The 25828-nt window shown below is 72.5% G+C and carries 21 protein-coding genes; 9 read left to right on the plus strand and 12 right to left on the minus strand.

Going from position 1 to position 25828, the window contains the following annotated elements; translation table 11 throughout:
* Window positions 1-170: 170 nt before the first annotated feature.
* On the plus strand, window positions 171-701 hold the full coding sequence (locus IEY61_RS25560; protein ID WP_189048744.1) for a helix-turn-helix domain-containing protein: 531 nt from the start codon (window positions 171-173) through the stop codon (window positions 699-701).
* 49 nt (window positions 702-750) lie between these two features.
* Here IEY61_RS25560 and IEY61_RS25565 read toward each other — a convergent pair whose 3' ends face one another.
* The 8 genes from IEY61_RS25565 to IEY61_RS25600 form a co-directional block, all read right to left on the minus strand.
* Window positions 751-1839: a hypothetical protein gene (locus IEY61_RS25565; protein ID WP_189048746.1), complete on the minus strand. Its 1089-nt coding sequence runs from the start codon at window positions 1837-1839 to the stop codon at window positions 751-753.
* A 113-nt stretch (window positions 1840-1952) separates the two neighbouring features.
* Window positions 1953-3143: an acyl-CoA dehydrogenase family protein gene (locus IEY61_RS25570; protein WP_189048748.1), complete on the minus strand. Its 1191-nt coding sequence runs from the start codon at window positions 3141-3143 to the stop codon at window positions 1953-1955.
* Complete coding sequence (locus tag IEY61_RS25575; protein WP_189048750.1) at window positions 3140-5164, minus strand: ATP-binding protein; 2025 nt, start codon at window positions 5162-5164, stop codon at window positions 3140-3142. Before IEY61_RS25575 ends, IEY61_RS25570 begins: the two co-directional genes overlap by 4 nt.
* A gap of 58 nt (window positions 5165-5222) precedes the next feature.
* Complete coding sequence (locus tag IEY61_RS25580; protein WP_189048752.1) at window positions 5223-6824, minus strand: acyl-CoA carboxylase subunit beta; 1602 nt, start codon at window positions 6822-6824, stop codon at window positions 5223-5225.
* A 28-nt stretch (window positions 6825-6852) separates the two neighbouring features.
* Complete coding sequence (locus tag IEY61_RS25585) at window positions 6853-8544, minus strand: acyclic terpene utilization AtuA family protein (protein WP_189048754.1); 1692 nt, start codon at window positions 8542-8544, stop codon at window positions 6853-6855.
* 55 nt (window positions 8545-8599) lie between these two features.
* Complete coding sequence (locus tag IEY61_RS25590; RefSeq protein ID WP_189048756.1) at window positions 8600-9370, minus strand: TIGR03084 family metal-binding protein; 771 nt, start codon at window positions 9368-9370, stop codon at window positions 8600-8602.
* 25 nt (window positions 9371-9395) lie between these two features.
* Complete coding sequence (locus IEY61_RS25595) at window positions 9396-10016, minus strand: TetR/AcrR family transcriptional regulator (RefSeq protein ID WP_189048758.1); 621 nt, start codon at window positions 10014-10016, stop codon at window positions 9396-9398.
* Window positions 10017-10199: 183 nt separating this feature from the next.
* Entirely contained in the window at window positions 10200-10877 is a 678-nt protein-coding gene (locus IEY61_RS25600; RefSeq protein ID WP_189048760.1) for a Crp/Fnr family transcriptional regulator, read from the minus strand.
* A gap of 274 nt (window positions 10878-11151) precedes the next feature.
* Here IEY61_RS25600 and IEY61_RS25605 point away from each other — a divergent pair, with 274 nt between their 5' ends.
* Both IEY61_RS25605 and IEY61_RS25610 read left to right on the plus strand, forming a co-directional pair.
* Window positions 11152-11808, plus strand: a complete 657-nt coding sequence (locus tag IEY61_RS25605) for an adenosylcobinamide amidohydrolase (protein WP_189048762.1) — start codon at window positions 11152-11154, stop codon at window positions 11806-11808.
* 57 nt (window positions 11809-11865) lie between these two features.
* Window positions 11866-13014 carry a CapA family protein gene (locus IEY61_RS25610; protein ID WP_189048764.1) on the plus strand — a complete coding sequence of 383 codons (1149 nt, stop codon included), beginning with the start codon at window positions 11866-11868 and terminating at the stop codon, window positions 13012-13014.
* On the opposite strand, the gene IEY61_RS25615 is transcribed toward IEY61_RS25610, so the two are convergent.
* Entirely contained in the window at window positions 12992-13162 is a 171-nt protein-coding gene (locus IEY61_RS25615; RefSeq protein WP_189048766.1) for a hypothetical protein, read from the minus strand. The two genes, IEY61_RS25610 and IEY61_RS25615, sit on opposite strands and share 23 nt — an antisense overlap.
* On the opposite strand from IEY61_RS25615, the gene nth reads away from it, so the two are divergent.
* The 4 genes from nth (at window position 13146) to IEY61_RS25635 (ending at window position 16505) form a co-directional block, all read left to right on the plus strand.
* Window positions 13146-13925, plus strand: coding sequence for an endonuclease III (nth, locus tag IEY61_RS25620; RefSeq protein WP_189048768.1), 780 nt, complete (start codon window positions 13146-13148; stop codon window positions 13923-13925). The genes IEY61_RS25615 and nth overlap by 17 nt on opposite strands.
* Before the next feature lie 32 nt (window positions 13926-13957).
* Complete coding sequence (locus IEY61_RS25625; RefSeq protein ID WP_373293217.1) at window positions 13958-14530, plus strand: TlpA family protein disulfide reductase; 573 nt, start codon at window positions 13958-13960, stop codon at window positions 14528-14530.
* A gap of 13 nt (window positions 14531-14543) precedes the next feature.
* Entirely contained in the window at window positions 14544-15263 is a 720-nt protein-coding gene (locus tag IEY61_RS25630; protein ID WP_189048772.1) for an NUDIX hydrolase, read from the plus strand.
* A gap of 63 nt (window positions 15264-15326) precedes the next feature.
* Window positions 15327-16505 (plus strand): MarP family serine protease, encoded by a 1179-nt coding sequence (locus tag IEY61_RS25635; protein ID WP_189048774.1) that lies wholly within the window; start codon window positions 15327-15329, stop codon window positions 16503-16505.
* A 10-nt stretch (window positions 16506-16515) separates the two neighbouring features.
* Here IEY61_RS25635 and mycP read toward each other — a convergent pair whose 3' ends face one another.
* The gene (gene mycP, locus IEY61_RS25640; protein WP_189048776.1) at window positions 16516-17841 is read right to left on the minus strand and encodes a type VII secretion-associated serine protease mycosin; all 1326 of its coding nucleotides are present in this window, start codon (window positions 17839-17841) and stop codon (window positions 16516-16518) included.
* Window positions 17842-17914: 73 nt separating this feature from the next.
* Window positions 17915-21859, minus strand: a complete 3945-nt coding sequence (eccCa, locus tag IEY61_RS25645; RefSeq protein WP_189048778.1) for a type VII secretion protein EccCa — start codon at window positions 21857-21859, stop codon at window positions 17915-17917.
* 102 nt (window positions 21860-21961) lie between these two features.
* On the opposite strand from eccCa, the gene eccD reads away from it, so the two are divergent.
* Window positions 21962-23362 carry a type VII secretion integral membrane protein EccD gene (eccD, locus tag IEY61_RS25650; RefSeq protein WP_189048780.1) on the plus strand — a complete coding sequence of 467 codons (1401 nt, stop codon included), beginning with the start codon at window positions 21962-21964 and terminating at the stop codon, window positions 23360-23362.
* Window positions 23363-23390: 28 nt separating this feature from the next.
* Here eccD and IEY61_RS25655 read toward each other — a convergent pair whose 3' ends face one another.
* Window positions 23391-23897: an inorganic diphosphatase gene (locus tag IEY61_RS25655; RefSeq protein ID WP_189048782.1), complete on the minus strand. Its 507-nt coding sequence runs from the start codon at window positions 23895-23897 to the stop codon at window positions 23391-23393.
* Between the two features lie 485 nt (window positions 23898-24382).
* On the opposite strand from IEY61_RS25655, the gene dacB reads away from it, so the two are divergent.
* Entirely contained in the window at window positions 24383-25801 is a 1419-nt protein-coding gene (dacB, locus tag IEY61_RS25660) for a D-alanyl-D-alanine carboxypeptidase/D-alanyl-D-alanine endopeptidase (protein WP_229706441.1), read from the plus strand.
* Window positions 25802-25828 lie beyond the last annotated feature (27 nt).

Here is a 25828-nt window from a genome sequence, read left to right on the forward strand (position 1 = left end):
CCGACGCCGGGGTACGGCGGCTGCCGTCGTACCCCGGCCCCCTCGCGGCCGAGGCCAACTGACGGCTTTGATCACCTGCGGGCGGAGCGGCTGCCCGAACGGCCGATTCCCCGAGTAGCATAGACGCAAGAAACGAATAGCGGTTACGATTCCTGCGACAGGGGGGAATCATGACTGCAGCTGCTCTGAAGGAAGAAACGTACCTGCCGGAGGCCGACGGACGGTTGGCTCAGGTCCACGACTTCATGCAGGCTCACGAGAAGGCCGGCCGGGGCCCGTTGGAGCCGCGGTACTTCCTGGCCGGAACCGCTCCTGGCGACCGGGTCGAACTTCCCGCCGAGATATACGGCGTGCTTCGTCAGGTCGTCGAGGCTCTCCAGCAGGGGTTTGCGGTGACTGTCGCCCCACGGACCCTGACGCTGACGACCCAGCAGGCAGCCGATCTGCTGGGAGTCAGCCGCCCTACGGTGGTCAAGTTGCTCGATGAGGGCAGGATCCCGTTCGAACGAGTGGGCACTCACCGACGGGTTCGGCTGCCCGACCTGCTTGCCTACCGGGAGAAGCGCAGAGCCGAGCAGTACGCCGCACTCGAGGCGACCTCCGTGGACATCGATGACGAAGAGGATCTTGATGTCGTGCTGCGGAGACTGCGGGAGGCGCGTCGTGCCGTCGCACGTGGACGGAGAGGACGCAAAGATTAGTGGGCCGGTAGGCGTCAAGACGCGCAGGTCTGCTCGTCGCTGATGACGGCTAACTGCGGCCTCGCCACCAGCGGCGCTTCCTGGGCGGCGCCGGCTCCGCTTCCGGCTCCTCCTCGTCCGCCCCGTCGTCCTGCTCGGCTCTGGCCAGGGCTGCCGTCGCAATCGCTCGGTCTTCTGCGCTGCAGCCAGGTGTGACCAGCATCAGCTGCGCCAGCGACTCCTCGATCGTGACCATCCGATCCGCCGCCACCGCCGCATCGAGGCGGGCCCGGACGAGTTGGCGTACCTCCTCGCGCACCGCTGGGTCGCGGTACGCAGCGGTGACGAGTGCGAACAGCGCCGCGTCGGCGACCCAGTCCTCGATGCCGAAGGCGAGGTCCACCAGTACCTCGCGCCGGGTCGACGTCGACCACGGCTCGTCCTTGGCGTGATGCAGGATGCCGAGGCACGCCCACGGCTGCACGAGCCGGTACCAGTACGTCGGCGTCGACTTGGCCAGGTGCTGCCAGCGAGGGCTGTCCGGCGCTTCGGGCAGGTGCGCGAGCAGCCCGAGCAGGTCGTCCAGCGGCAGCTCGCCGAGCGGCGCGGCCTGGAGGTACCCGGACAGGATCGAGGGCCACGGCTCCCCGCCGACCTCCTGCAGGAGCTTGACCGCGGCAGCCGACGGCGCCGGCACGGCCGGCACCGGCTCCTCGCCGTCGTACCGCCAGACCGCGTACCGACCCTGCCGAACGGGATTCCGGATGTCCGGAGCCGGAAACTCGGAGATGCCGATCTCAATCGGGCCGGCGATCCGACGGCAGGCGGTCATCGCACTGGCCGGCTCCGCGGCGGACAGCCCGAGGCCGGTGACCTTGAGCTGCTCACCTTGGGCCTGGCGACTACCGATCTCGTTGGCGACGTTGGAGATCGCCTCGCTCGGCATCGGCACCCAGTTGAGCCACGGCCGCTTCGATCCGGCCAGCGCGAAAACCACGTCGGTGACGTCACAGGGCTGTGGATCGTCCTGGATCGCAACCAGGTCCGTCACGTCACCGGATGCGCGGAACCGCATCGCGTGCCGGGCGGCATCCTGATGGGGGAAGGTGGGATCGGCCACCAGCCGCCGCAGGTCCGCATCCGCATCGCCCGTGATCATGGCGGGCAGCTTAGCAACGTGGACGGTCGGGCAGGGGGCAAGATCTACCTCTTTTTCCGGACCCTGGAGCTGGCAACCTGCCCTGAGGGTTCCCCCGCAGCTCGCAATGATCGTCAGTATGACCTGGGTTGGCCGAGTACGTGTTGGGCGACGAAGTTGAGGATCATCTCGCGGCTGACCGGCGCGATCCGCCCGGCCCGTACCGCCCCCAGCAGCGTCGCCACCCCGTACTCCGTGGTCATGCCAGCGCCGCCGTGCACCTGCACCGCCGTGTCCACCGCCAGCGCCGCCGCCTCCCCGGCCGCGTACTTCGCCATGTTGGCAGCGACGCCGGCCTCCAGGTCGCGTCCGGCGTCGTAGAGCACGGCAGCCTTCTGGATCATCAGTCGGGACAGTTCCACCTGCACGGCGGCATGGGCGAGCGGATGCGACACGCCCTGGTGGGAGCCGATCGAGCGTCCGCCCCACACCGTCCGCGTGGCCGTGTACTTCGAGGCGCGTTCGATGGCGTACCGGCCGGTGCCGGCGCCCATCGCGGCGACCATGATCCGCTCCGGGTTGAGGCCGGAGAAGAGCGCGAGCAGGCCGGCGTCCAGCGACTCGCCGACCAGCGCGTCGCCGGGCAGGCGAACGTCGTCCAGGTAGAGCAGGAACTGGTTCTCCGGGGAGAGGATCTCCATGTCCAGCTTGGACCAGGTCAACCCGGACGCGTCGGCCGGCACGATGAACAGCGCCGGCTTCAGCCTCTGCGGGGTCGCGTCCGCTGAGTCGGCACCGTCGTCCGTGTCGGCGACGCGCGCCACCACCAGCACGTGCCCCGCCTCGTCGACGCCGGAGATGTAGCACTTCTGGCCCGACAGCACCCAGTCGTCGCCGTCGCGGCGGGCCACCGTGGCGAGGCGGTGGAAGTTCGATCCGGCCTGCGGTTCGGTGATCGCGAAGACGATCTTTTGGGAGCCGTCCGCCAAGCCTGGCAGGTGGCGCTTGCGCTGCCGCTCGGTGCCGTGCCGGTTGATGACGGTGGCGGCGATGGCGGGAGAGACCACGAGCAGCAGCAGCGGGCAGCCGGCCGCCGCCAGCTCCTCGCAGACGACGGCGAGCTCGGTGATGCCGCCGCCCCCGCCGCCGTACTCGGTCGGGATGTTGACGCCCAGGTAGCCGAGCCGCCCGGCTTCGTGCCACAGCTCTGTGGTGTGCTCGCCGGCCTTGGCCTTCGCCACAAAGTAGCGGTGGCCGTACCGCTTCCCCAGCGCCCGCACGGCGTCGCGCAGCTGATTCTGCTCTTCAGTCAGGTCGAAGTTCATGGCTGAGCCTCCTCAAGGGGGTTGACCACGGCGAGCACGGCGCCGGTGTCGACCCGGCCGCCGGCCGGGACCGGCAGCTCGGCGACCACACCGTCGGCGGGGGCGAGCACGGGGTGTTCCAGCTTCATCGCCTCCAGGATCAGCAGCGGGTCACCGGCGACGACCCGCTGGCCGACCGCCACGTGCACCCGGGTCACCACGCCAGGCAGCGGCGCGAGCAGCGACCCGGCGGCCAGCTTCGCGGTCGGCAGGGGAAAGCGCGGCAGCTCGGCCAGGCGCGCGGCCCCGTCCGGGCCGTCCACGAAGATCTCCGACCCGACCCGGTGTACGCGGTACGCCCGCCGCACCCCGGCCACGTCCAGCACGACCCGCTCCGGGTACGCCTCGACCATGGTTACGGCCGGCATCGCGTCGGCGGCGCTGCCCTCGGCAGCCGGGGTGTTGCCGGCAGCCGCGGGGGACGGCGACGCCGACCACTCGGCGAGGCCGCCTGCGCGATTCAGGCGGTACCGGCTTTCGATCTCGTTGCCGTCCCGGCCGGTGAAGCGGGTGACCTGCGGGAAGGCGGGCACGTTTCGCCAGCCCGACGGCAGCCCACGCAGCACCGGCGCCGAGGCCCGGCGGGCGGCGGCCGAGGCGAGGGCCGCCGCCAGGGCGACCAGGGGAACATCGCCGGCCGGCAGCAAGGGCGCGAAGAGCTCGGGGTGTCGGTCCAGGAAACCGGTGTCGACGTCGACGGCGCCGAACTGCGGGCTGCGCAGAACGCGGACCAGCAGGTCCCGGTTGGTGGCCACGCCGTGCAACTCGGCCCGGGCGAGGGCACCGGCCAGCGCACGGGCCGCCTCGGCGCGGGTGGGCGCCCAGGCGATCACCTTGGCGAGCATCGAGTCGTAGTGGACGGTCACCACCGACCCGTCGACCACGCCGGAGTCCAGCCGCAGGCCGCGCTCCGACGCGAACTCGGCGGTCACCCCGGGCACGGCGAACCGGTGCAGGGTGCCGGTCGCCGGCCGGTACCCCTGGGCCGGGTCCTCGGCGCAGAGGCGTACCTCGATGGCGTGGCCCTCGGCCGGCGGGGCCGCGGTCAGCGACAGGGGCGAACCCTCGGCGACGAGCAGTTGCAGCCGGACCAGGTCCAGGCCGGTGGTCAGCTCGGTGACCGGATGCTCTACCTGGAGGCGGGTGTTCATCTCCAGGAAGTAGAACTCGCCGCCCGGGGCGAGCAGGAACTCGACCGTGCCGGCCCCGACGTAGTCGACCGCCCGGCCGGCGGCCACCGCCGCCTCGTGCAGCCGCTCCCGCACCCCGTCCGGGAGGACGCCCGGGGCCTCCTCGACGATCTTCTGGTGGCGGCGCTGGATCGAGCACTCGCGCACGCCCAGGGCCACCACCGTCCCGTACGCGTCGCCGAAGATCTGGACCTCGACGTGCCGGCCGCTGTCGACGTACCGCTCGATGAAGACCGTGCCGTCGCCGAACGCCGACGCCGCCTCGCGGCGCGCGCCGGACACGGCCTCGGCGAGCCCGTCGGCGTCGCGGACCACACGCATGCCGCGCCCGCCGCCCCCGGCGGACGCCTTCACCAGCACCGGAAAGTCGGTGACCTGGGCGGCGTCGGTCCAGGTGGGCAGCATCGGCACGCCCGCCTCGGCGAGCAGCGCCTTCGCCGCCAGCTTGTCGCCCATCGCGGCGATCGCCTGGGCGGGCGGCCCGACCCAGGTCAGACCGGCGTCGGCGACCGCCGTGGCGAATTCGGCGTTCTCGGCGAGGAAGCCGTAGCCGGGGTGGACGGCGTCCGCGCCGGACCGGCGGGCCGCGTCGAGGATCGCCCCGATCCGGAGGTACGTCTCGGCGGGCGTGTTCCCGGGCAGCCGGACCGCCTGGTCGGCCTCGGCGACGAAGGGTGCCTCGGCGTCCGCGTCGGAGTGCACGGCGACCGTCTGCACGCCGAGCGCCCGGCAGGTGGCGAAGACCCGGCGGGCGATCTCGCCCCGGTTGGCGACCAGGAGCCTGCTGATCATTGAGCCTGCCTCTCGTTCGCGACTGCGGGACTACTCCGTTTCGCTGCGTTCCTCGCGCTCACATTCGAAAGACGCCGAAGCGCTCGGCGCCCTTGACCGGGCCGTTGTGGATCGCCGACAGGCAGAGCCCGAGGACGGTACGGGTGTCGCGGGGGTCGATCACCCCGTCGTCGTAGAGCCGCCCGGAGAGGAACAGAGCGCCGGACTGGGACTCGATCTGCTGCTCCACCATCATTCGCATCGCCGCGTCCGAGTCCTCGTCGAACTCGCGTCCCCGCGCGGCGGCGGCCTGCCGGGCCACGATGGAGAGCACCCCGGCCAGCTGCGCCGGGCCCATCACCGCCGACTTGGCGTTCGGCCAGGTGAACAGGAACCTTGGTTCGTACGCCCGGCCGCACATCCCGTAGTTGCCCGCACCGTACGAGGCGCCCAGGTTGACCGTCAGGTGCGGCACCGTCGAGTTCGACACCGCGTTGATCATGAGTGCGCCGTGCTTGATGATGCCGCGTTGCTCGTACTCGGTGCCGACCATGTAGCCGGTGGTGTTCTGCAGGAAGATCAGCGAGGTGTCGGACTGGTTGGCGAGCTGGATGAACTGCGCCGCCTTCTGCGCCTCCGCGCTGAACAGCACACCCCGGGCGTTGGCGAGGACGCCGACCGGGTAGCCGTGCAACTCGCCCCAGCCGGTGACCAGCGCACTGCCGTAGGCCGGCTTGAACTCGTCGAACTCGCTGCCGTCGAGCACCCGGGCGAGGACGTCGCGCGGGTCGAAGGGCACCCTGAGGTCGAAGCTGGCGATGCCGAGCAACTCCTCCGGGTCGTACCTCGGTGGCTGCGGGCACGGGTTGCGCGGCCCGGGACCATGCTTGCGCCAGTTCAACCGGCGTACGCACTGCCGGGCCAGCCGGATGCCGTCCCGCTCGTCGGCGGCGAGGAAGTCGGCCAGGCCGGAGGCGGTGGCGTGCATCGCCGCGCCGCCCAGCGACTCGTCCTCGGCGTCCTCGCCGGTAGCCATCTTGACCAGCGGCGGCCCGGCCAGGTAGACCTGCGAGCGGTCGCGGATCATGATGGTGAGGTCCGACATCCCGGGCACGTACGCGCCGCCGGCCGTGGCGTTGCCGAAGACCACGCTGACCGTGGGGATCTTCGCGGCCGAGAGCAGGGTCAGGTCGCGGAACACCCGGCCGCCCGGGATGAAGATCTCCGCCTGGGTGGGCAGGTCCGCGCCGGCCGACTCGACCAGGTTCACCATCGGCAGGCGGTTGGCCAGGGCGATCTCGCCGGCCCGTCGGGTCTTGGCGAGCGACCATGGGTTGACCGCGCCGCCGCGTACCGTCGGGTCGTTGGCGATGACCAGGCACTCGACGCCCTCGACCACGCCGATCCCGGTGACCACGCTGGCCCCGACCGGAAAGTCGGTGCCGTACGCCGCGACCGGGGAAAGTTCCAGGAACGGGCTGTCCGCGTCCAGCAGCAGCTCGATGCGCTCCCGGGGCAGCAGCTTGCCGCGTTTGTGGTGCCGGGTCACGTACTTCTCGCCGCCGCCGGCCCGGGCCTGGTCGAGCGCGACGTCCAGTTCGGCAAGGCGCTCCAGCAGCGCCTCCCGGTTGGCCCGGAAGGCCGGCGAGGCAGGGTCGATCGCGCTGTCGAGTGTGGTCACAGCCGGGTGCCCCTCGCGGCGATCTCGTTCATGATTTTGGATGCAGGTGGGCCGGCAGGTCGATGATCCGGGAGCGGAGCAACTCGCCGAGCGCCTTGGCCTGCGGATCGAACCGGGTGGAGGCGGCCACCCCCGGCCCGAGCAGCCCCTCGATCACGAAGTTGACCGCCCGCAGGTTCGGCAGTTCGTGCCGTGTGACGGTCAACGGAGCGGTCTCCGGCAACAGTTCCGCCAGCCGCTCCACCGTGAGCCAGCCGCGCAGCCAGGCCCAGGTCGCATCCGTACGCGCCCAGACGCCGAGGTTCGCGTCGCCGCCCTTGTCACCCGAACGCGCCCCCACCACCGTGCCCAGCGCCGCCCGTCGACTCACCCCACTGCCCGGTAAGGAGGGGCCCCCTGTTAACGCCTGGTGTAGTAAAGGGGCCCCCTCCAAACACGTCACCGGCGGCGGGACGATCGGGACCCGGGTGCCGTCCGGCAGCACCGCGACGTGGGCGACCGCGTCCTGCGGCACGGTGTCGGCGGTGAAGACGCCGTACGGAATCGCGTCGCCGGGTGGTGTGGTCAGCGTGCAGCCCGGGTAGGAGGCCAGGGCCAGCTCCACCGCCGCCGCCGAGAACGCCCGACCGGCCCGCGCCCGGTCACCGTCGCGCAGGTGTACGTGCAGCAGCGAGCTGGCCGTCTCAGTGTCGGCGGCGTCCGGGTGATCGGTGCGGGCCAGCACGAATTCCAGCCCGTCCCTGCCGACTGCCTCCTCCAGTTGCGCCCGGACCAGGGCCGCCTTGGCAGGGATGTCGAGCCCGCAGAGTACGAAGGTCATCGAGTTGCGGAAACCGCCCAGGGTGTTGACGCCGACCTTGAGCGTCTCCGGCGGTGACGTCCCCCGCACGCCGGACACCCTTACCCGGTCCGGCCCGTCCTGGGCCAGTCGCACGGTGTCCAGGTGGGTCACCACGTCCGGCCCGAGGTATGCCGGACCGCCGACCTCGTACAGCAACTGGGCGGTGACCGTCTCGACGGTGACCGCGCCGCCGGTACCGGGATGCTTGGTGAGCACCGCCGAGCCGTCCGGGTGCAGCTCGGCGATCGGGAAGCCCGGCCGGTGCCCGCCGTCGGGCAGTTCAATGAAGAAGCTGAAATTGCCCCCGGTGACCTGCGCCCCGCACTCGATCAGGTGCCCGGCGACGGTGGCTCCGGCCAGCGCGTCGAGGTCGTCGCGTCCCCAACCGAAGCGCGCGATGGCCGGGCCCACGACCAGCGAGGCGTCGGTGACCCGACCGGTCACCACCACGTCCGCCCCGGCGTCCAGGCAGGCGGCGATGCCGAACGCCCCGAGGTACGCGTTCGCGCTGAGTGCGTCCGGTCGGGCCAGGGCATCGCCCTCGACGTACCCGATCCGGACAGGGAGGCCGAGGCGGTCGGCGAGCGCACGGATCGCGGTGGCCAACCCCGCAGGGTTGAGTCCACCGGCGTTGGTGACCAGCCTGACCCGGCGGTCGAGCGCGGTGTCGAGACAGCCCTCAAGCTGCCGCAGGAACGTCTTCGCGTAGCCCAGGTCGGGATCACGCATCCGGTCCCGGCCGAGGATGAGCATGGTCAACTCGGCCAGGTAGTCGCCGGTCAGCACGTCCAGTTCGCCGCCGTCGAGCATCCCCCGCCACGCGGAGAACCGGTCACCGTAAAAGCCGGAGGCGTTGCCGACGCGCAGCACCCCGCTCATCGGGGCCGTCTTTCATTCGCGGCTGCGGGGCTCCGCTGCGCTGCGCTCCTCGCGCTCATCGGGGCCGCCTTTTGGTGCCGGGCGGACCGGCGAACGCCTGGGCCACGTCCAACCACCCGTCGGCGACCGGCCCGGTGGCGACCAGGGCGAGGTCGGCGCGGTGCCGGCGCCGCGTCACCAGCAGGCAGAAGTCGAGCGCCGGACCGGTGACCCGGTCGGCCGCGTTCGCCGGACCGAAGGACCAGGTCACCCCGGTGGGCGCGACCAACTCCACCCGGACCGGCGCCGTGGGCACCGCCCGGCCGTGGGCGGCGAAGCTGTGTCCGACGGTACGGAAGCCGAGGTACGCGATGTGCCGCAGCCGGTCGGTGACGGGCCGGGTGACGCCGAGTGCCTCGGCCACGTCCTCGCCGTGCGCCCAGGTCTCCATGATCCGGGCGGTCGCCATCGAGGCCGGTGACATGCGGGTGCCGTACCAGGGCAACTTCTCCCCGGCGGCGGCGAGGGCGGTGGCGAGCGCCGAGCGGCCGGCCCGCCAGCGGGTCAACAACACGTCGGGCGGGGCGAGGAACGCCTCCGCCCCGGCGTCGACCAGCCGGGCCGGGTCCGGCGCGGAGGCAACCGAGGCGTGGAACGCATCGGCGTCGGTCGCGGCGAGGCGGGCTGCCTCATCGGTCCACGCCAGGTGGGCGATCTGGTGGGCGATCGTCCAGCCCACCGCCGGGGTCGGCCGCGCCCAATCCGGTGACGGCAGCGGTGCGACGAGCGCGTCGAGCTGCTCGGACTCGGCGGCCAGATCCGTGAGCAGTGCGGTCAGGTCGACCATGATGCCTCCGGGCGGGTTGGTCCGGTCAGGTGGGTGTGTACGCGGTGGTGAGCAGGGTGGCCAGCTGGTGTTTCCAGGCGTGCAGCAGCGTGGCCCGGCGGGTCGAGTCGTCGCTGAGCAGGTTGGCCACGCCGAGCCCGCGCAGCAGGTCGAGGGTGGCCTGCACGGCCTCGCGTACGCCTGGCCGCCGCTCGTCCACCCCGAGCAGGTCGACGGTCAGCCGGTGCATCTCCCGGCCGATCCGGGTTTCGAGCGGCAGCAGGGCGGCGCGCAACTCGGCATCGGTGCGGGCGGCCACCCACAGCTCCAGTGCCGCGACGAAGAGCGGCCCGGTGAAGGCGGCGGCGAGCAGGTCCACCACCCGGTCCAGCCGGTCGGCGCCGGCCGGCAGCGCGTCCGCCTCGGCGCGCAGCTCCGCCGCCCGGCGCTCGGTGAGGTGGCCGACGGCGGCGGTGACCAGGGCGGTCCGGGTCGGGTAGTGGTGCAGTTGGGCGCCCCGGGAGACGCCGGCCCGGGCCGCCACGACGGTGGTGGTGGTGCCGGACCAGCCGTGCTTGACCAGGCAGTCGACGGTCGCCTCCAGCAGCCGGGCCTGGGTGGCCCGACTGCGTTCCTGTTGAGGGGCGCGCGTCGATGCGTGGCGCATGGTCGTCAGCCTGACGCCATCAAAACAAACAGTCAAGCCTGACTTTTTTTGCGGTGACCGAGACGATCCGGTCCGGGACCTGTCCCGGTGGCCGGACAGCCCGGCCAGCGAGGGCCCTGCCGGTCACGAATGCCGCCGCGTCGGGAGCGGGCAGGCGGGAAGCTCCGGTGACCCGGCCGGACGTCAGACGCGGGCGCGGCGGGCCAGGCGTTCCGGGTCCAGGATGATGATGCTCTTGCCGTCCAGTCGGAGCCAGCCGCGCGAGGCGAAGTCCGCTAGGGCCTTGTTGACCGTCTCGCGGGAGGCGCCGACGAGCTGGGCGATCTCCTCCTGGGTCAGGTCGTGCGTCACCCGCAGCACGCCGCCGTCCCGGGTGCCGAACCGACCCGCCATCTGGAGCAGGTTCTTCGCGACCCGGCCGGGCACGTCGGTGAAGATCAGGTCGGCGAGCGCGTCGTTGGTCCGGCGCAGCCGGCGGGCGAGCACCCGCAGCAACTGCTCGGCGATCTCCGGGCGGTTGTTCAGCCAGGGGCGCAGGGCCTGCTTGCGCAGCCGGGCCAGGCGGCTGTCGGTGACCGCGGTGGCGGTCGCCGTACGCGGGCCCGGGTCGAACAGCGACAGCTCACCGACCATGTCCGAAGGACCCATCACCGCGATCAGGTTCTGCCGGCCGTCCGCTGCCCGGCGGCCTACCTTGATCTTGCCAGACAGCAGGATGTAGAGGCTGTCGCCGGGCTCGCCCTCGTTGAAGACGACCTCGCCCTTGCGGATCTCGACCGTCTCCATCTCCTTGGCGAGCGCCTCGGCCGCCTCCGGGTCGACGCCCTGGAAGATTCCGCTGCGGGCCAGTACCTCGTCCATCGCGCACCTCCGGTTACGCGTGCCGTCCGTCGGCGGGGTCTGCCGTCCGCTGATCCGTCGCGCGCCGACCAGTCTAGGCGCACGTGAGCAGGAATCGGAGGTGCACCCCTGGAATCTTGATCGTTGGATGTGACGTCGCCGTCGGTATCACCCGGTGGTGTTTCGCGCCGGTGCGGGCCGCGGCCCCCGTCGGCCGGCGCAGGCCGTTGCCCCGTCGGTCCGCCCGGTTCGGGCCGCTGCCGGCCGACGGCGTCACCGGCCGTAGGGTCACGGCGTGCTGAGTGACCCCCTGCTGACCGAGCGCCACGAGAACGGGCGGGACGTTCCGCTGCTCGTGTGGCGTGCCGGACGTCCCCTGCGGGCGGTCAGCACCGCGCCGCTGGGCGGCGGGCTGGGCGTACGACGGTGGGTGCTGAACGCGACCGTGCCGATGTCGTACGACCGGGACGACCCCGCCGACCACCTGGCCGGCATGGCCCGGCGGCTCGGGCTCGACGGGCCGGGGGTGGGCCTGCTGACCGGGGTGGACGTCGGCGAGGTGGTGACGCGGTCGGACGGCGGCGTGCGGGTCTGGGCGACCGTCGGGCTGGGCACCCCGGTTCCGGCGGCGGCCCCGGCCGTGGCGGTGCCGCAGCGGGTCGGCACGGTCAACATCGTGGCGTACGTCCCGGCTCGGCTCGGCGACGCGGCGCTGGTCAACGCCGTGGCCACCGCCACCGAGGCCAAGGCGCAGGCGATCGCGGAACTGGGCCTGCCCGGCACCGGCACCCCGACCGACGCGGTCACCATCCTCTGCCCGCCGGACGGGCCGGTCTGCGACTACGGCGGTCCGCGCTCGACCTGGGGAGCGCCGCTGGCCCGGGCGGTGCACGCCGCGGTGCTGGCGGTGGGGGCCGACACCGTTCCATGGTCGGATCGGCTTCCGGGCTGATTCTCCCACCCGATCGGCCCTCGTGGCCGAGTTGCCCGCCCGGTAGCGTCGCCCACGATGTACGCTGCCGCCCCTCTTCCCTCCCGTCCGCGTCGCCGCACCCTGGGCGCCGTCGGCGCGTTCCTCGTCGCCCTTCTGTTGGCGGGTTGCGGAGACTTCGGCGAACGGCCGGTCTGGCAACCCGGCGCGGGCGGCGGTGCCACCGGCGGGCCGGTCGAGTCGAGCGCCCCCGTGGTCAAGCCGATCTCGCTCTCCGCCACCGGCGACATCGTCATGGCGATGGCACCCAACCGGCTGCCGCCCAACAACGGCAAGGGCTTCTTCGACTCGGTCAAGAAGGCGCTCGCCGCCGACCTGGTGATGGGCAACCTGGAAGAGCCGTTGACCGTGGACACCGGCACCGGCAAGTGCGGGGCGAACTCCACCCGCTGCTTCCAGTTCCGAGCCCCGCCCGAGTACGCCGCCCATCTGGCCGACGCCGGGTTCGACCTGCTCAACCAGGCCAACAACCACGGCAACGACTTCGGGCCGAAAGGGTACGAGAACACCCAGAAGGCCCTGGAGAAGCACGGTCTCGCGCACACCGGGGCGCCTGACCAGATCACCGTGGTCGACGTCAAGGGCGTCCAGGTGGCGGTCGCCGGCTTCTCCTCGTACGCCTGGTCGAACAGCCTGGTCGACATCCCGGCCGCGAAGAAGGTGATCGCCAAGGCCGCCACCATGGCCGACATCGTCGTGGTGCAGGTGCACATGGGCGCCGAGGGCGCGGAGATGACGCGGGTCCGACCCGGCACCGAGATGTTCCTCGGCGAGAACCGGGGCGATCCGGTCAAGTTCTCCCGGGCGATGATCGACTCCGGGGCCGACCTGGTGGTCGGCCATGGTCCGCACGTGCTGCGCGGCATGGAGTTCTACAAGGGTCGATTGATCGCGTACAGCCTGGGCAACTTCGCGGGCGGCGGCAACTCGCTGAGCAACAACGGCCGGCTCGGCTGGGGTGGAGTGCTCAAGGTCAAGCTCAACCCGGACGGCAGTTGGGCCGGCGGCTCGTTCGTCTCCACCTACATGAACGACGCCCGCAAACCGACGATGGACCCCGACGACCGGGGCCTCGGGCTGCTCCGGGAGCTCACCGAGCTCGACTTCCCCGAGTCCGGCGCACGGTTCGACGACTCCGGGAAGATCAGACCGCCGGACGCCGACTGATCCCGTTCCGGGACGCGGCGATCCCGGCGGCCAGTTCCGCGTCCGGTCGCTGCTGCTCGCCGAGGCGGTCGATCGCCGGGTCGGCTCCGGGGCCGGCCGGCGAGTCGGAGCGACGACGTAGGCTGGCCGTCGTGACCAGAAGTGCCATCGAGACCGACCTCGGGCGTACCCGCCGGGCGCGGCGGATCGGCCGTGTGCTTGCCGAGACACATCCCGACGCGCACTGTGAGCTGCACCACTCCAGCCCACTGGAGCTGGCCGTCGCGACCATCCTCTCGGCCCAGTGCACGGACAAGAAGGTCAACGAGGTCACGCCCAAGCTCTTCGCCCGCTACCCGACCGCCGCCGACTACGCCGGGGCGGACCGCGCCGAGCTGGAGGACCTGATCCGGCCCACCGGCTTCTACCGCAACAAGACCAGCTCACTGATCCAGCTCGGTCAGGCGCTCGTCGAGCGGTACGACGGACAGGTTCCCGGCCGGCTGGCCGACCTGGTGACGCTGCCCGGGGTCGGCCGTAAGACCGCCAACGTCATCCTCGGCAACGCCTTCGACGTGCCCGGCATCACCGTCGACACCCATTTCCAGCGGCTGGTGCAACGCTGGCGGCTGACCACCGAAACCGACCCCGTCAAGATCGAGCACGCGATCGGAGCGATGTTCCCGAAGCGCGACTGGACCATGCTGTCGCACCGGATCATCTTCCACGGCCGCCGGGTCTGCCACGCCCGCAAGCCCGCCTGCGGGGCGTGCACGCTGGCGAAGCTCTGCCCGTCGTACGGCACCGGGCCGACCGAGTCGGCCGCCGCCGCGAAGCTGCTCAAGGGTCCCCGGGCCCGCGACCTCGCGGCCGCCGCCGGGGTCGACCCCGACCTGGTGCCCGTGCAGGCGGTCCGGGCGGAGGCGCCGTGATCCGCCGACTCGCCCTGCTCTCCGTGTCGCTGATGCTGCTGGTCACGACCGGCTGCACCGCCGAGCCCGAGGCGGCCCCGCCCAGCCGGCAGGAGGCGGCAGCCAGCCGGCCGTCGCCCTTCGAGGACTGCACCGCCCTCACCGGCGGCCCGGCCGGCACCGGCGACGGGGGCGCAGCCGCTGATCTGCTGCCCGAGCTGACCCTCACCTGCTTCACCGGTGGCACCCCGGTCGCCCTGCGGGACGTGGCCGGTCCGGCTGTGATCAACATCTGGGCCTCGTGGTGTGCGCCCTGCCGCAAGGAACTGCCCGCCTTTCAACGGCTCAGCGAGCGCAGCGAGGGGCAGCTGCGGGTCATCGGGGTGAACACCCGGGACGGCCGCGAGGCCGCGCAGTCCATCGGCGAGGACTTCGGCATCCGCTTCCCGATGCTCTTCGACCAGGGTGCTGCGCTGCAGCAGAGGCTGCGCCGCAACGCGTTTCCGCTGACCATGTTCGTCGCCGCCGACGGGCGGATCCGGCACCTCGACACCTCCGGCGCGCTGGACGACGCCCGGCTCGCCGAGCTCGTCCGGCAGCACCTCGACATCACGGTGCCGGCGTGAGCGAGGTACCGGCGTGAGTCACGGCCCGACGGCGAACGGTGGGCAGCGGCAGCCGCCAGCCTGGGTGACGCCGCTGCTGGTCCGGCTCGGCACCGCGCGCCGCGAGGACTTCACCCGCCTGCGCACGCCGGAACACGGTGGCCGGGAGAGCGCCGTGCTGGTGCTGCTCGGCGAGGCGACCGACACCGGCCCGGACGTGCTGATCCTCCAGCGGGCCGCCACGCTGCGCAGACACGCCGGCGAACCGGCCTTTCCCGGCGGGGCCGCCGATCCGGAGGACGCCGACGCCGCCGCGACCGCGCTGCGCGAGGCCAACGAGGAGGTCGACCTCGATCTGGCCAGCGTCACCCTGCTGGCCGAGCTGCCGAGGCTGTGGATCCCGGTCAGCGAATTCGTGGTGACCCCGGTGCTCGCCTGGTGGCACGCGCCCCACCCGGTGCATCCGCGGCAGCCGGCCGAGGTCGCCCACGTGGCCCGGCTGCCGATCGCCGAGCTGGTCGACCCCGACAACCGGGTTCAGGTACGCCACCCGAGCGGCTGGGTGGGGCCCGCGTTCTCCGTACGCGGAATGCTCGTCTGGGGTTTCACCGCCGGGGTGCTGGCGGCGTTGCTGGACATGGGCGGCTGGAGCCGGCCGTGGCCGCGTGACCGGGTGATCGACCTGCCGCCGGTCGCGGCGTCACCGGCCCCGTCGGCCGGTACGGACGAGGCCGACGAGAGCGCGGTCCGCTGATCGGGCCGTCACCTTCCGCAAGCGATCGTCATCCCGCGAGCCACCGGCCCGTACGCTTGAGCCGTGTCGGCCGTGGATCTCGTACTGCTGTTACTCATGCTCGTGTTCGCGATCAGCGGATACCGGCAGGGGTTCGTCATCGGGGTGCTGTCGTTCTCCGGGTTCTTCCTGGGCGCCCTGATCGGCCTCCAGATCGGGCCGATGTTCGCCCAGCAGTTCGTGGACAGCGGCAACCGGGTACTCATCTCACTGGTCGCCATCTTCGGTCTGGCCGTGGTCGGCCAGGCGCTCGCCGGCTGGCTCGGTTCGCACCTGCGCCGCACGATCGCCAGCGACGTGGGCCGGCGGATCGACGACGTCGGCGGCGCCTTCGTCTCGCTCTTCGCGGTGCTCCTGGTCGCCTGGCTGGTCGCGGTGCCGCTCGGCTCCTCCTCGCTGCCCTGGCTCGCCGCCTCGGTGAAGAACAGCGCGCTGCTGCGGGCGGTGGACGCCGTCATGCCCGACCAGGCCCAGCAGCTGTCCAGAGCGCTGCGGAACACCGTCGACACCAACGGCTTCCCGGATGTCTTCGACGGCCTGCGGCGTACCCAGGCCCGACAGGTCGAACCGCCCGACCCGGCCCTCGCCGGCTCCGAGGTGGTGGCCAACGGCCAGCGGTCGGTGGTCAAGGTGCTCGGCTCCGCACCGAGCTGTTCCCGGCGGATCGAGGGCTCCGGCTTCGTCTACGCCGACGACCGGGTGATGACCAACGCCCACGTGGTCGCCGGCACCCGCGCCGTCGCGGTGGAACTGCGCGGCGACCGGTACGAGGGTGAGGTCGTCGTCTACGACCCGAACCGGGACCTGGCCGTGCTGTACGTCCCCGGGCTGCCCGGCCCGTCGATGCGGTTCGCTGCCGGCAACACCTCCAGCGGCGCGGACGCCATCGTGCTCGGGTTCCCGCTGGACGGGCCGTACAACGCACAGTCGGCGCGGATCCGCGACGTCGACCGGATCACCGGCCCGGACATCTACTCCTCGGGCAACGTCACCCGGGAGATCTACACGATCCGGGCGCTGGTACGCAGCGGCAACTCGGGTGGACCGTTGGTCTCGTCGAACGGTCTGGTGCTCGGGGTGATCTTCGCGGCGGCGGCCGACGACCCGAACACCGGCTTCGCGGTGACCGCCGCCGAGGCCCGCTCGGTGGCGCTGGAAGGCGCGCAGCGTACCCGCGGTGTCGGCACCGGCGACTGCACCTGACGGTCTCCGGTCAGCGCTGCGACTGCCGGAACCGGCGCACCATGAACGCGGCACCGGTGAGCAGCGCGACGAAGATCGCCGAGCCGATCCAGAGCCGTTCCGTGGCGGCATCGTCCGGTGCCCCGGCGGCCCGAGCCCGCCACCGGGCCTCCTGGCGCGGCCCGCTCAGGCCGAGTTGTTCGGCGTCCGGGTCGTCCACCCGGGTCAGGCCGGGCGCCGCACCGAACCCGCTGACCCCCGGCGAGTCGTTGTCGTCCAGCGGGTTGTGGTGGATCAGCGGCACGTCGGCGGTGAGTGCCGCGATCGGGTCGACCAGGCCGTAGCCGAACCGGTCGTCGCGGCCGGTGGGGCCGATGTCCTTGGCGGTGACCAGCAGCCGGTTGACCACGTCGCCGGCGGACATCTGCGGATAACGGGACCGGACCAGGGCCGCGGTCGCGGCGACCAGCGGCGCGGCGAAGCTGGTGCCCTGCACCCGCCAGTAGCCGGAAGGGGGGCGAGCGCCGACGAGTCCGCTGGCCGGAGCGGTGAGGATGGTGGCGCGGCCGGTGATCGCGCCGCTCCACAGGTTGTTGCTGTTGCGTTCGAGGCCGGAGACCGCGAGCACGCCGGGCTCGCGGGCCGGGTACCACACCTTTGCGTCCGGCGAGGTGACGAGGTTGCCGGTACAGGCGACCACCACCACGTCACGGGCGAAGGCGTAGTCGATGGCAGCGGCCAGGGCGGCACTGTCGCCACTGCCGCCGAGGGACAGGTTGATCACACGCGCTCCGTTGTCGACCGCCCACCGTACGCCCTTGGCCACGATGAGGGCGTCGTCGTAGCGGTTCTCCTCGTCGAGCACCCGCACGGGCAGGATCCGGGCCTCCGGCGCCAGCCCGACCACGCCCTGCCGGTCGTCGTTGCGCCCCGCGATCAGGCCGGCCACCGTCGTGCCGTGGCCGACCGGATCCGGCTCGGCCGAGCCATCCGCGGAGACCAGGTCGAGCCCGGGGAGTACCCGGCCGACCAGATCCGGATGGGACCCGTCCACCCCGGAATCGATGACGGCGACGGTGACCCCGCGCCCGGTCGAGGTCCGCCAGGCGATCTCCGCGCCCAGTTTGTCGAGTTGCCACTGTTCGTCGCGGATCTGGTCGGCGCGTTCGATGACGTCTGCGGGCGCGTACGCCACCGGGACGCCGAAGGCGGGTGAGGCGACCGGCATGGCGGTGGCGGGGACGACCGTGACGGCGGCCGACAGTGTGGTGGCCACCGTCGCGAGCAGCGCCCGGTGAGCGAACAGTCGAGGCCCGATCGAGCCGACGTGCCGCACCCTGGTCACATTCTCAGCCATTCGTCGCAGGACACATGACGATCGGAGATTACCGGTTCCGTCCCGGTTTCAGGGGCGTTCCGTGGACTCCGGGTCACTGTGGCGGTAGGTGGGCCAACTGGACCAGGCGTACCCCCTCGCGACGGGTGAGCAGCCGGCCGCGTCCGGGCGGCAGTGGACCGGGGCGCACCGCGCCGAGCAGCGCGCCCTCCTCCGGGTTGCCCGACATCACCAGGCCCGAGGTGGACAGTTCGCGCAGCCGCTGCACAACGGGCTCGTACTGGGCGCGGCCGGCACCGCCGCACCGCCGTACCAGCACCAGGTGCAGTCCGACGTCCCGGGCCTGCGGCAGGTGCTCCTCCAGGGCCCGCAGCGGATTCGCCGGTCCACTGGCGATCAGGTCGTAGTCGTCGACCAGGACGAACAGCTCCGGCCCGGACCACCAGGACCGGTCGCGCAGCTGTGCCGGATTGACCTCCGGGCCGGGGATCCGGCCCTGCATGTAGCCGGCGGCCGACTCGATCAGCTCGGTGGCGTGCGCCGCCGCCGTGCCGTACCCGATCAGGTGCGGTGTCTCGATGACACCGAGCAGGCTGCGCCGATAGTCCACCAGGATCACCCGAGCCTGTTCCGGGGTGAACCGGGTGACGATCGAGGTGGCCAGGGCGCGCAGGAACGACGACTTGCCGCACTCGGCGTCGCCGTAGACCACGAAGTGCGGCTCGGCGGCGAAGTCGAGGACGACCGGACGCAGATCCGCCTCGGCGATCCCGATCGGGATCCGCAGCCCGGTGGTGGCGTCGAGGTCGAGGTCGGCGTACGGCAGCACCGCAGGAAGGAGCCGCACCCGCGGGGCCGCCGGCCCGGACCAGGCTTCCCGCACCCGCCGCACGAGGCCGACAGTGTCCGAGTCGGCGGAGCGCGGCAGCGCGGTGAGGAAGTGCAGGCTCTCGGCGGTGATGCCGCGCCCCGGCTTCTGCTCCGGTACGTCGCCCGCCGCGCGGCGGGCGACCAGCGAGTCGGACGGATCACCGAGGCGCAGCTCCAACCGGGAACCGAAGAGGTCCCGGATGGCCGGACGGAAATCCAGCCAGCGCACCGCGCTCGCCACCACGTGCAGGCCGTACGACAGGCCGCGGGTGGCGAGGTCGGTGATCAACGGTTCGAGGTCGTCGTACTCCGTGCGCAGGGTGGCCCACCCGTCGACGACGAGGAAGACGTCACCGAAGAGGTCGTCACCGGGCTCACCGGCCCGGGCCCGGGCGGCGCGGCGCTGTCGCCAGGCGCTGATCGACTCCACCCCGACTTCGGCGAAGGTGCGTTCCCGATCGGCCAGCAGGGTGGCCATCTCGCCCACCGTGCGTCGCACGCCGGTGGGGTCGGTCCGGCCGGTGACCCCGCCGACCTGGGGCAGGTCACGCAGCGCGGCCAGCCCGCCGCCGCCGAAGTCGAGACAGTAGACCTGGACCTCGGTCGGGGTGTGGGTGAGCGCCAACGCGCAGATCATCGTGCGGAGCGTGGTGGACTTGCCGCTCTGCGTACCGCCGACGACCGCGACGTGGCCCGCCGCGCCGTCCAGCGCCAGCCAGAGCACGTCGCGGCGCTGCTCGTACGGCTTGTCGACCACGGCCACCGGCACCTGCAGCGCCCCGTGCAACTCCGGATTGCCAAAGGTCAGCCCACGGTGTGGGTCCAGCACGAGCGGCCCGACCAGTTCGTCCAGCGCGGGTGCGCCATCCAGCGGCGGCAGCCACACCTGGTGGGCCGGGGGGCCCTGCCCGGCGAGCCGCGCGACGAACAGGTCCAGCAGGGTCTCCTGGTTCTCCTCCTCCGGCTCGACAACGGGCGCGGGGGACGGCGGGGCGGGCGTGAAGTGGGTGGAGAAGGTGAGCAGCCGAGGTCGGGCCGGTCCGGCCGCGGTGGCCTCCGCGCCGCGCCGGCGTACCGGCCCGGAGACGTAGGCGGCCTTGAACCGCACCAGCGGCTCGGTGCCGAAGCGCAGGTAGCCGTGCCCCGGCGAGCGGGGCAACTGGTGTGCGTCGGGCACCCCGAGCACCGTCCGGGACTCCAGCGCGGAGAAGGTCCGCAGACCGATCCGGTACGACAGGTGGGTGTCCAGCCCACGCAGCCGGCCCTCCTCCAGCCGCTGCGAAGCCAGCAGCAGATGTACGCCCAACGACCGGCCCAGCCGACCGATCTGGACGAACAGGTCGATGAAGTCGGGCTTGGCCGACAGCAGTTCGGAGAACTCGTCGCAGATCAGCAGCAGTGATGGCAGTGGAGCCAGCGGGCTGCCCCCGGCCCGGGCCCGCTCGTAGTCGCGCAGGCTGGCGAAGTTGCCGGCCCGGCGCAGCAGTTCCTGCCGGCGGACCAGTTCGCCGTTGATCGCGTCGACCATGCGGTCGACCAGGGGCAGCGCGTCGGCCAGGTTGGTGATCACCGCAGCGGTGTGCGGCAGCCGGTCGAAGGAGGCGAAGGTCGCCCCACCCTTGAAGTCGACCAGCACGAAGTTGAGCTGTTCAGAGGAGTGGCTGGCGGCCAGCCCGAGCACCAGCGTACGCAGCAATTCGGACTTGCCGGAGCCGGTGGCGCCGATGAGCAGCCCGTGCGGGCCCATGCCGTCCTGCACCGACTCCTTGAGATCCAGCTCGACCGCACCGCCGTCCACGCCGACGCCGATGGGCGCCCGCAGTCGGTCCCGCGCCGATCGCGGGGCCCAGCCCTGGTCGGCCGTGAAGTTCTCCGGGTCGCCGATGCCGAGCAGTTCCGGCAGCCCCGGCTCGACGCCGGGCGTCGCGTCCGTCCTGCGGGTGGCGGCGGCCAGGCGCAGCGGTGCCAACCGGCGGGCCACCGCCTCGGCCTCGGCGAGCGCCAGTGCGTCGGGGCCGCCGACCTCCGCGGGACCGTCCGCCGAGTGCGAACGCAGCCGGCCCCCGCGCAGCTCGAGGAGCAGGGCGAAGCGGTCGAGCAGCCGGGGTGGTGGGGTGCCCAGGTCGATCAGGGTGACCGCGTCGATGCCGCCGTCCCCGGCCAGTTCGCTGGTGCCGGTGAGGTCGCCACCGTCCAGGACGACCACCAGGTGCGGCCCGTCGGTGGCGGGACCGGCCGGGTTGAACCGGGACCGGGGGGCCAGCACCTCGTCGAGCAGGCGTTCCAACTCGACCGCCGAACTGGTCACCAGGCGCACCGGGCCGAGAGCGTCGCTGCGGGTCGGGTGCTGCGCGTGCGGCAGCCACTTGACCCACTCCCAGGCACCGCGGCGTTCCGGTCCGGCGCAGACGGCGACGAGCAGCTCGTCCGGGGCGTGGAACACCGCGAGCTGGGTGAGCATCGCCCGGACCAGCGCCTGTGCCTCCGCCGACCCCGTCGGGCCGGTCGGCGTGCCCCGGACGAAGATCCGGGCGAAGCTGCGCAGCGACACGGCCACCGGCAGGTCGGGCACCACGGAGTACGCGTCGAGGAAGCGGCGCAGCGCGCCGGCCGTCATCGGCTCCAGCTCCTCCAGTGGGCGGGTGACCGGCGGAACCAACGGGGTGGCCAGGGTCTGCGGCCCGACCCCGACCCGCACCACCGCGAAATCCGGATCGGTGGGACGTCGCTCCCAGACCCGATGGCTGTCCACGGTCGACCAGAGCAGCGCCGGATCCGGATGCCGGTAGTAGAGGCCGGCGCGCTGCCGCGTCACGGTCTGCCGAACCTGGCGTCGCAGCGTCGTCAGGTGCCGCAGGTACTCGCGGCGGGCCGCCATCATCTCGGACTTCCTGGGGCTGCCCGAGGCACTGCCCCAGGTGGTCACCAGCATGGCCAGCGAGGAGAGGCCGAACATGCCACCGACCACGTACGAGTAGGCACCGCCGCCCCGGCCGAACATCATCGCCATCGCGACCGTGCCACCGAGCATCGGCAGCACCATCAGCATCTGCTGCCAGCGTCCGCCGGTGCCGGCCGGGATCTCCGGTGGTGCCTCGACCGGCAGCTCACCCGCTGGTATCTGTGGTGCCGGCCGCCGCGGCGGCCGCCGGATGACGACAGTGGACACTCATCCTCCTGACCGCGTTCGGTAACGCGAACCTGGCTCATCGTAGGTAAAGTCCTTCCGTCCGCGCAGCCGTCACCCCCTGTTCGACATGGAGATCATTCAATGACAATCGGGCTGGCCCGGGTCAGCGTCAATGCCCCTCAGCGGCGGGTGGACGTGGCTCTGCCGGAGCAGGTTCCGCTCGTCGAACTGCTGCCCGAGGTGCTGCGCCACGTGGGCGAAGGACTCGCCGACGACGGCGAACGGCACGGCGGCTGGGTGCTACGGCGCTGCGACGGCAGCGTGCTGGTGACCGCGCAGACCCTGCTCACCCAGGGCGTCCGCGACGGCGAGGTGCTGCACCTGGTGCCGGCCCGCGCCGAATGGCCCGAGCTGGAGTACGACGACGTGGTGGAGGCCATCCTCGACGGCGCGCGGCGGCGCGGCGGCGCCTGGTCGCCCCACGCCACCCGGGCCGCCGCGCTGGGCGGTGCCGGGGTCCCGCTCGCCGTCGGCCTGCTCGCCCTGCTGGCCGGTGGACCGGGCCAGGCGGCCGGCTGGCAGGCCGCGACCCTGGTGGCGGTACTGCTCGTGCTGGCCGGCACGGTGCTGTCCCGCGCCCAGGGCGACGGGCCGGCCGGGGCGGCCGTCGGCGGCTATGCGCTCCCCTACGCGGCGGCGGCCGGTGCGCTCGCCGTCAGCTCGGGCGACCCGGTCGGACCGCTCGCCCCGCTGCGCTGGATCGGCGCGGCCGAACTGCTGGCCGGTTCGGCGGCGCTGCTGCTGGTCTCGGTGCTCGGGCTGCTCGGGGTGGCGACCCGACTACGGATCTTCGTGGCCGGGGTGATGGCGGGCGCCGTCGGCCTGCCGGCCGCCCTCGGCGGCCTGTTGCTGGGTCCGGCGGGCACGGCGGCTGTGCTGCTCTGCGTGCTGCCCTTCGCGATCGGGGCGATCCCGCTGCTGGCCATCCGGCTGGGCAAGGTGCCACTGCCGCCGATCACCCTGCCCACCGGTGCCCCGGACGACCCGGACCGGGCCCGCGACCTGCCCGACCGGGGACGGGTGTACGCGGCGGTGGCCCGCACCGAGGAGATGCTGACCGGGATGCTGATCGCGCACGGGGTGCTGGCCGCGGCCGCCGCGGTGGTTCTCGGTGTCACCGGTGGCCATGCCGGCCGGCTGCTCGTCGCGGTGGCCTCGGCGGTGCTGCTGCTGCGCGCCCGGCTCTTCGCGGCGGTGCGACACCGGGTGCCGCTGGTGCTCGCCGGATCGGTCGGATACGCCGTCCTCGGCGCGGTGCTCACCGCGCAGACCGGCCCGACCGGTCAACTCGCCCTGGCGGTCGGGGGGCTGCTGGTCGCCCTGGTGGTGGTGGCCAGCGGCATCACGTACGCCCGTCGGCCGGTCTCCCCGTACCTCGGTCGGCTCGCCGACGTCACCGACACCGTCCTGGTGGTCTCCGTCGTGCCGATCGCCTGCGCGGTGCTCGGCCTCTACGAGCGGGCCCGGGGGCTGCTCGGCTGAGCAGCCCCCGGGCCAGTCGAGACATCGGTCAGTGAGTGGTTTCCCCGCGCTCCGCGGCGTCCCTGGCCCGCTGGTACGACGCCTGGATCTCGGCCTCGGCCTCGGTACGCCCCACCCAGGTCGCGCCCTCGACCGACTTGCCCGGCTCCAGGTCCTTGTACACCTCGAAGAAGTGCTGGATCTCCAGCCGATCGAACTCGCCGAGGTGGTGGATGTCACGCAGGTGTTCCTGTCGCGGATCCTCGTAGGGGACGCAGAGGACCTTGTCGTCGCCGCCCTTCTCGTCCGTCATCCGGAACATGCCGATGGTGCGGCACCGGATCAGGCAGCCCGGGAAGGTCGGCTCGGGCACCAGCACGAGGGCGTCCAGCGGGTCGCCGTCCGCGCCCAGGGTGCCCTCGATGAAGCCGTAGTCCGCCGGGTACTGGGTGGAGGTGAAGAGCGTGCGGTCCAGCCGGATCCGGCCGGTCACGTGGTCCACCTCGTACTTGTTGCGGTGACCCTTCGGGATCTCAACCGTGACGTCGAAATCCATCTGCACGCTCCCTCGTTCGCCCACGCTGGCTTGATGCCGAACCGGCGGCCGACCCGGACAGGCGATTGCGCACCCACCGACTCCGGCCGCCGCATAGTCTTCGGACCGAAGTAGTGTCACCCAGGCCGGTTCCAGACTGGGAGGAGGGGGTAGTGGGGAGGGAAGATTCACACTACCGATCCGGGAGCCCTGGTGAGGCCGGTGCCGGCCAGCCGGCGACCGGACGGGTGCCGGTTCCCGACGCGCAGGCCCTCCGGCCGCAATCTCCGGCTCCGCTCACGCCACCAGCATCCGGCCCGTCCGCCTCGTCCCACCGGGGCACTGCCTCGGTGCGGGGTGCCGCCGAAGCGACGCCCGAGTTGACGGCGGGAAACCGCCCAAAGCTGGACGGAACCACTCTGACGCCCGATCAGCCACCGGGTGGCGAGGGTCGATTCGCTGGCGCCGTTGCGCAGCCGCCCCGGTCCGCCTCCCGCCGTCGGCGGCTGCCGCTGCTGCTCGCCGCCGTGCTGGTGCTCGTTCTCGTCGCGGTGGGGCTGGTCGTGACTCGTCCCGGACCTGTAGGGCGTTGGCTGGGCGACGGACCCGCCGGTCCCGCCAGCACCGGGGCGCCCGAACCCGTGCCGGTCGCGGTGCTGGCCACAGCCGACGTCAGTGCACCGATGCCCGGTGCCGAAGGGCTGCGTGCGGTGCTCGATCCGCTGGTCGGCGACACCGCCCTCGGCGGTCGGGTCAACCTGGCGGTTGCCGACGTGCTCACCGGGCAGTCGCTCTTCGACCGGGGCGGTGGTGAGGGCACCGTGCCGGCTTCGGTGACCAAGCTGCTGACCGCGGTGGCCGCGCTCACCGCGCGCGGCCCGGGATACCGGATCCCGACCCGGGTGGTGGCCGGATCGGAACCGGGTGAGGTGGTGATCGTCGGCGGCGGCGATCCGACCCTGGCGGCCGGTGCCAAGGGCTTCTATCCAGGAGCCGCGAGCCTGAAGGACCTCGCCGGCCAGGTGCGTACGGCGCTGGGCGGGACCACGCCGACCCGGGTCGTCGTCGATGCGTCGCTCTACCCCGGGCCGGTGCACGAGCCGGGCTGGGACGAGGACATCCCCACCCACGGGTACGGCGCCGCAGTGACCGCGCTGATGCTCGACGGCGCGCGCAAGGACCCCAAGGCGACCCAGGGGTGGGCCGAGCGGGTTCCCCAGCCGGAGCTCACCGCCGGCCGGGCCTTCGCCCGCCTGCTCGGCGTACCGGAGACCGCAGTGCGGCGGGGCACCGCTCCGGCGGCGCCGACCGAGGCGACCGGGACGCCGGCCGGGACCGTCGAGCCTGGCGCCGAGTTGGGCGTGGTGCACTCCCCGCCGCTGATCCGGCTGGTCGACATCATGATCAGCGAGAGCGACAACATCGTCGCCGAGGCGTTGGCCCGCCAGGTCGCCCTGGCCCGTGACCAGCCCGCCTCGTTCGCCGGTGCCGCCGCGGCGATGACCGACGTGCTGACCGAACTGGGCCTGCCGGTCGACGGCATGCGGCTCGCCGACGGCAGTGGTCTGTCCCGCACGAACCGGATCAGTCCGGTGCTGCTGACCGAAATGCTGGCGCTCGCGGCCAGCCCGGACCGGCCCGAGCTCGGCGGCGTCTTCAGCGGGCTTCCGGTCGGCGGCTGGTCCGGCACACTGCGCGACCGTTACGGCTCGGCGCCGGGCACGGCCGCCGGCGCCGGGGTGGTCCGGGCCAAGACGGGCACGTTGACCAAGGTGCACGCCATCGCCGGGGTGGTCACCACGGCCGAAGGTCGGTTGCTGACCTTCGCCGTGCTCACCGACCAGGTCGCGCCGGACGGGATGGAGCCCGCCCGAGCGGCCCTCGACCGGATCGCGGCGGCCCTCGCCACCTGCGGCTGTCACTGAGCGGGCCGACGGATCGGGGCAGGGTGT

The organism is Micromonospora sonchi (assembly GCF_014646235.1).
Classification (GTDB): domain Bacteria; phylum Actinomycetota; class Actinomycetes; order Mycobacteriales; family Micromonosporaceae; genus Micromonospora; species Micromonospora sonchi.

Excerpts from the sequence above, each read along its gene's own strand:
- IEY61_RS25570 (WP_189048748.1), bottom strand. The coding sequence starts at position 3,143 with ATGAACTTCGACCTGACTGAAGAGCAGAATCAGCTGCGCGACGCCGTG.
- IEY61_RS25600 (WP_189048760.1), bottom strand. The coding sequence starts at position 10,877 with ATGGACGAGGTACTGGCCCGCAGCGGAATCTTCCAGGGCGTCGACCCG.
- IEY61_RS25575 (WP_189048750.1), bottom strand. The coding sequence starts at position 5,164 with ATGATCAGCAGGCTCCTGGTCGCCAACCGGGGCGAGATCGCCCGCCGG.
- eccD (WP_189048780.1), top strand. The coding sequence starts at position 21,962 with ATGACAATCGGGCTGGCCCGGGTCAGCGTCAATGCCCCTCAGCGGCGG.
- IEY61_RS25565 (WP_189048746.1), bottom strand. The coding sequence starts at position 1,839 with ATGATCACGGGCGATGCGGATGCGGACCTGCGGCGGCTGGTGGCCGAT.
- IEY61_RS25585 (WP_189048754.1), bottom strand. The coding sequence starts at position 8,544 with ATGAGCGGGGTGCTGCGCGTCGGCAACGCCTCCGGCTTTTACGGTGAC.
- IEY61_RS25590 (WP_189048756.1), bottom strand. The coding sequence starts at position 9,370 with ATGGTCGACCTGACCGCACTGCTCACGGATCTGGCCGCCGAGTCCGAG.
- IEY61_RS25560 (WP_189048744.1), top strand. The coding sequence starts at position 171 with ATGACTGCAGCTGCTCTGAAGGAAGAAACGTACCTGCCGGAGGCCGAC.
- IEY61_RS25615 (WP_189048766.1), bottom strand. The coding sequence starts at position 13,162 with ATGGCACTTCTGGTCACGACGGCCAGCCTACGTCGTCGCTCCGACTCG.
- IEY61_RS25625 (WP_373293217.1), top strand. The coding sequence starts at position 13,958 with ATGCTGCTGGTCACGACCGGCTGCACCGCCGAGCCCGAGGCGGCCCCG.
- mycP (WP_189048776.1), bottom strand. The coding sequence starts at position 17,841 with ATGGCTGAGAATGTGACCAGGGTGCGGCACGTCGGCTCGATCGGGCCT.
- IEY61_RS25595 (WP_189048758.1), bottom strand. The coding sequence starts at position 10,016 with ATGCGCCACGCATCGACGCGCGCCCCTCAACAGGAACGCAGTCGGGCC.
- IEY61_RS25610 (WP_189048764.1), top strand. The coding sequence starts at position 11,866 with ATGTACGCTGCCGCCCCTCTTCCCTCCCGTCCGCGTCGCCGCACCCTG.
- IEY61_RS25655 (WP_189048782.1), bottom strand. The coding sequence starts at position 23,897 with ATGGATTTCGACGTCACGGTTGAGATCCCGAAGGGTCACCGCAACAAG.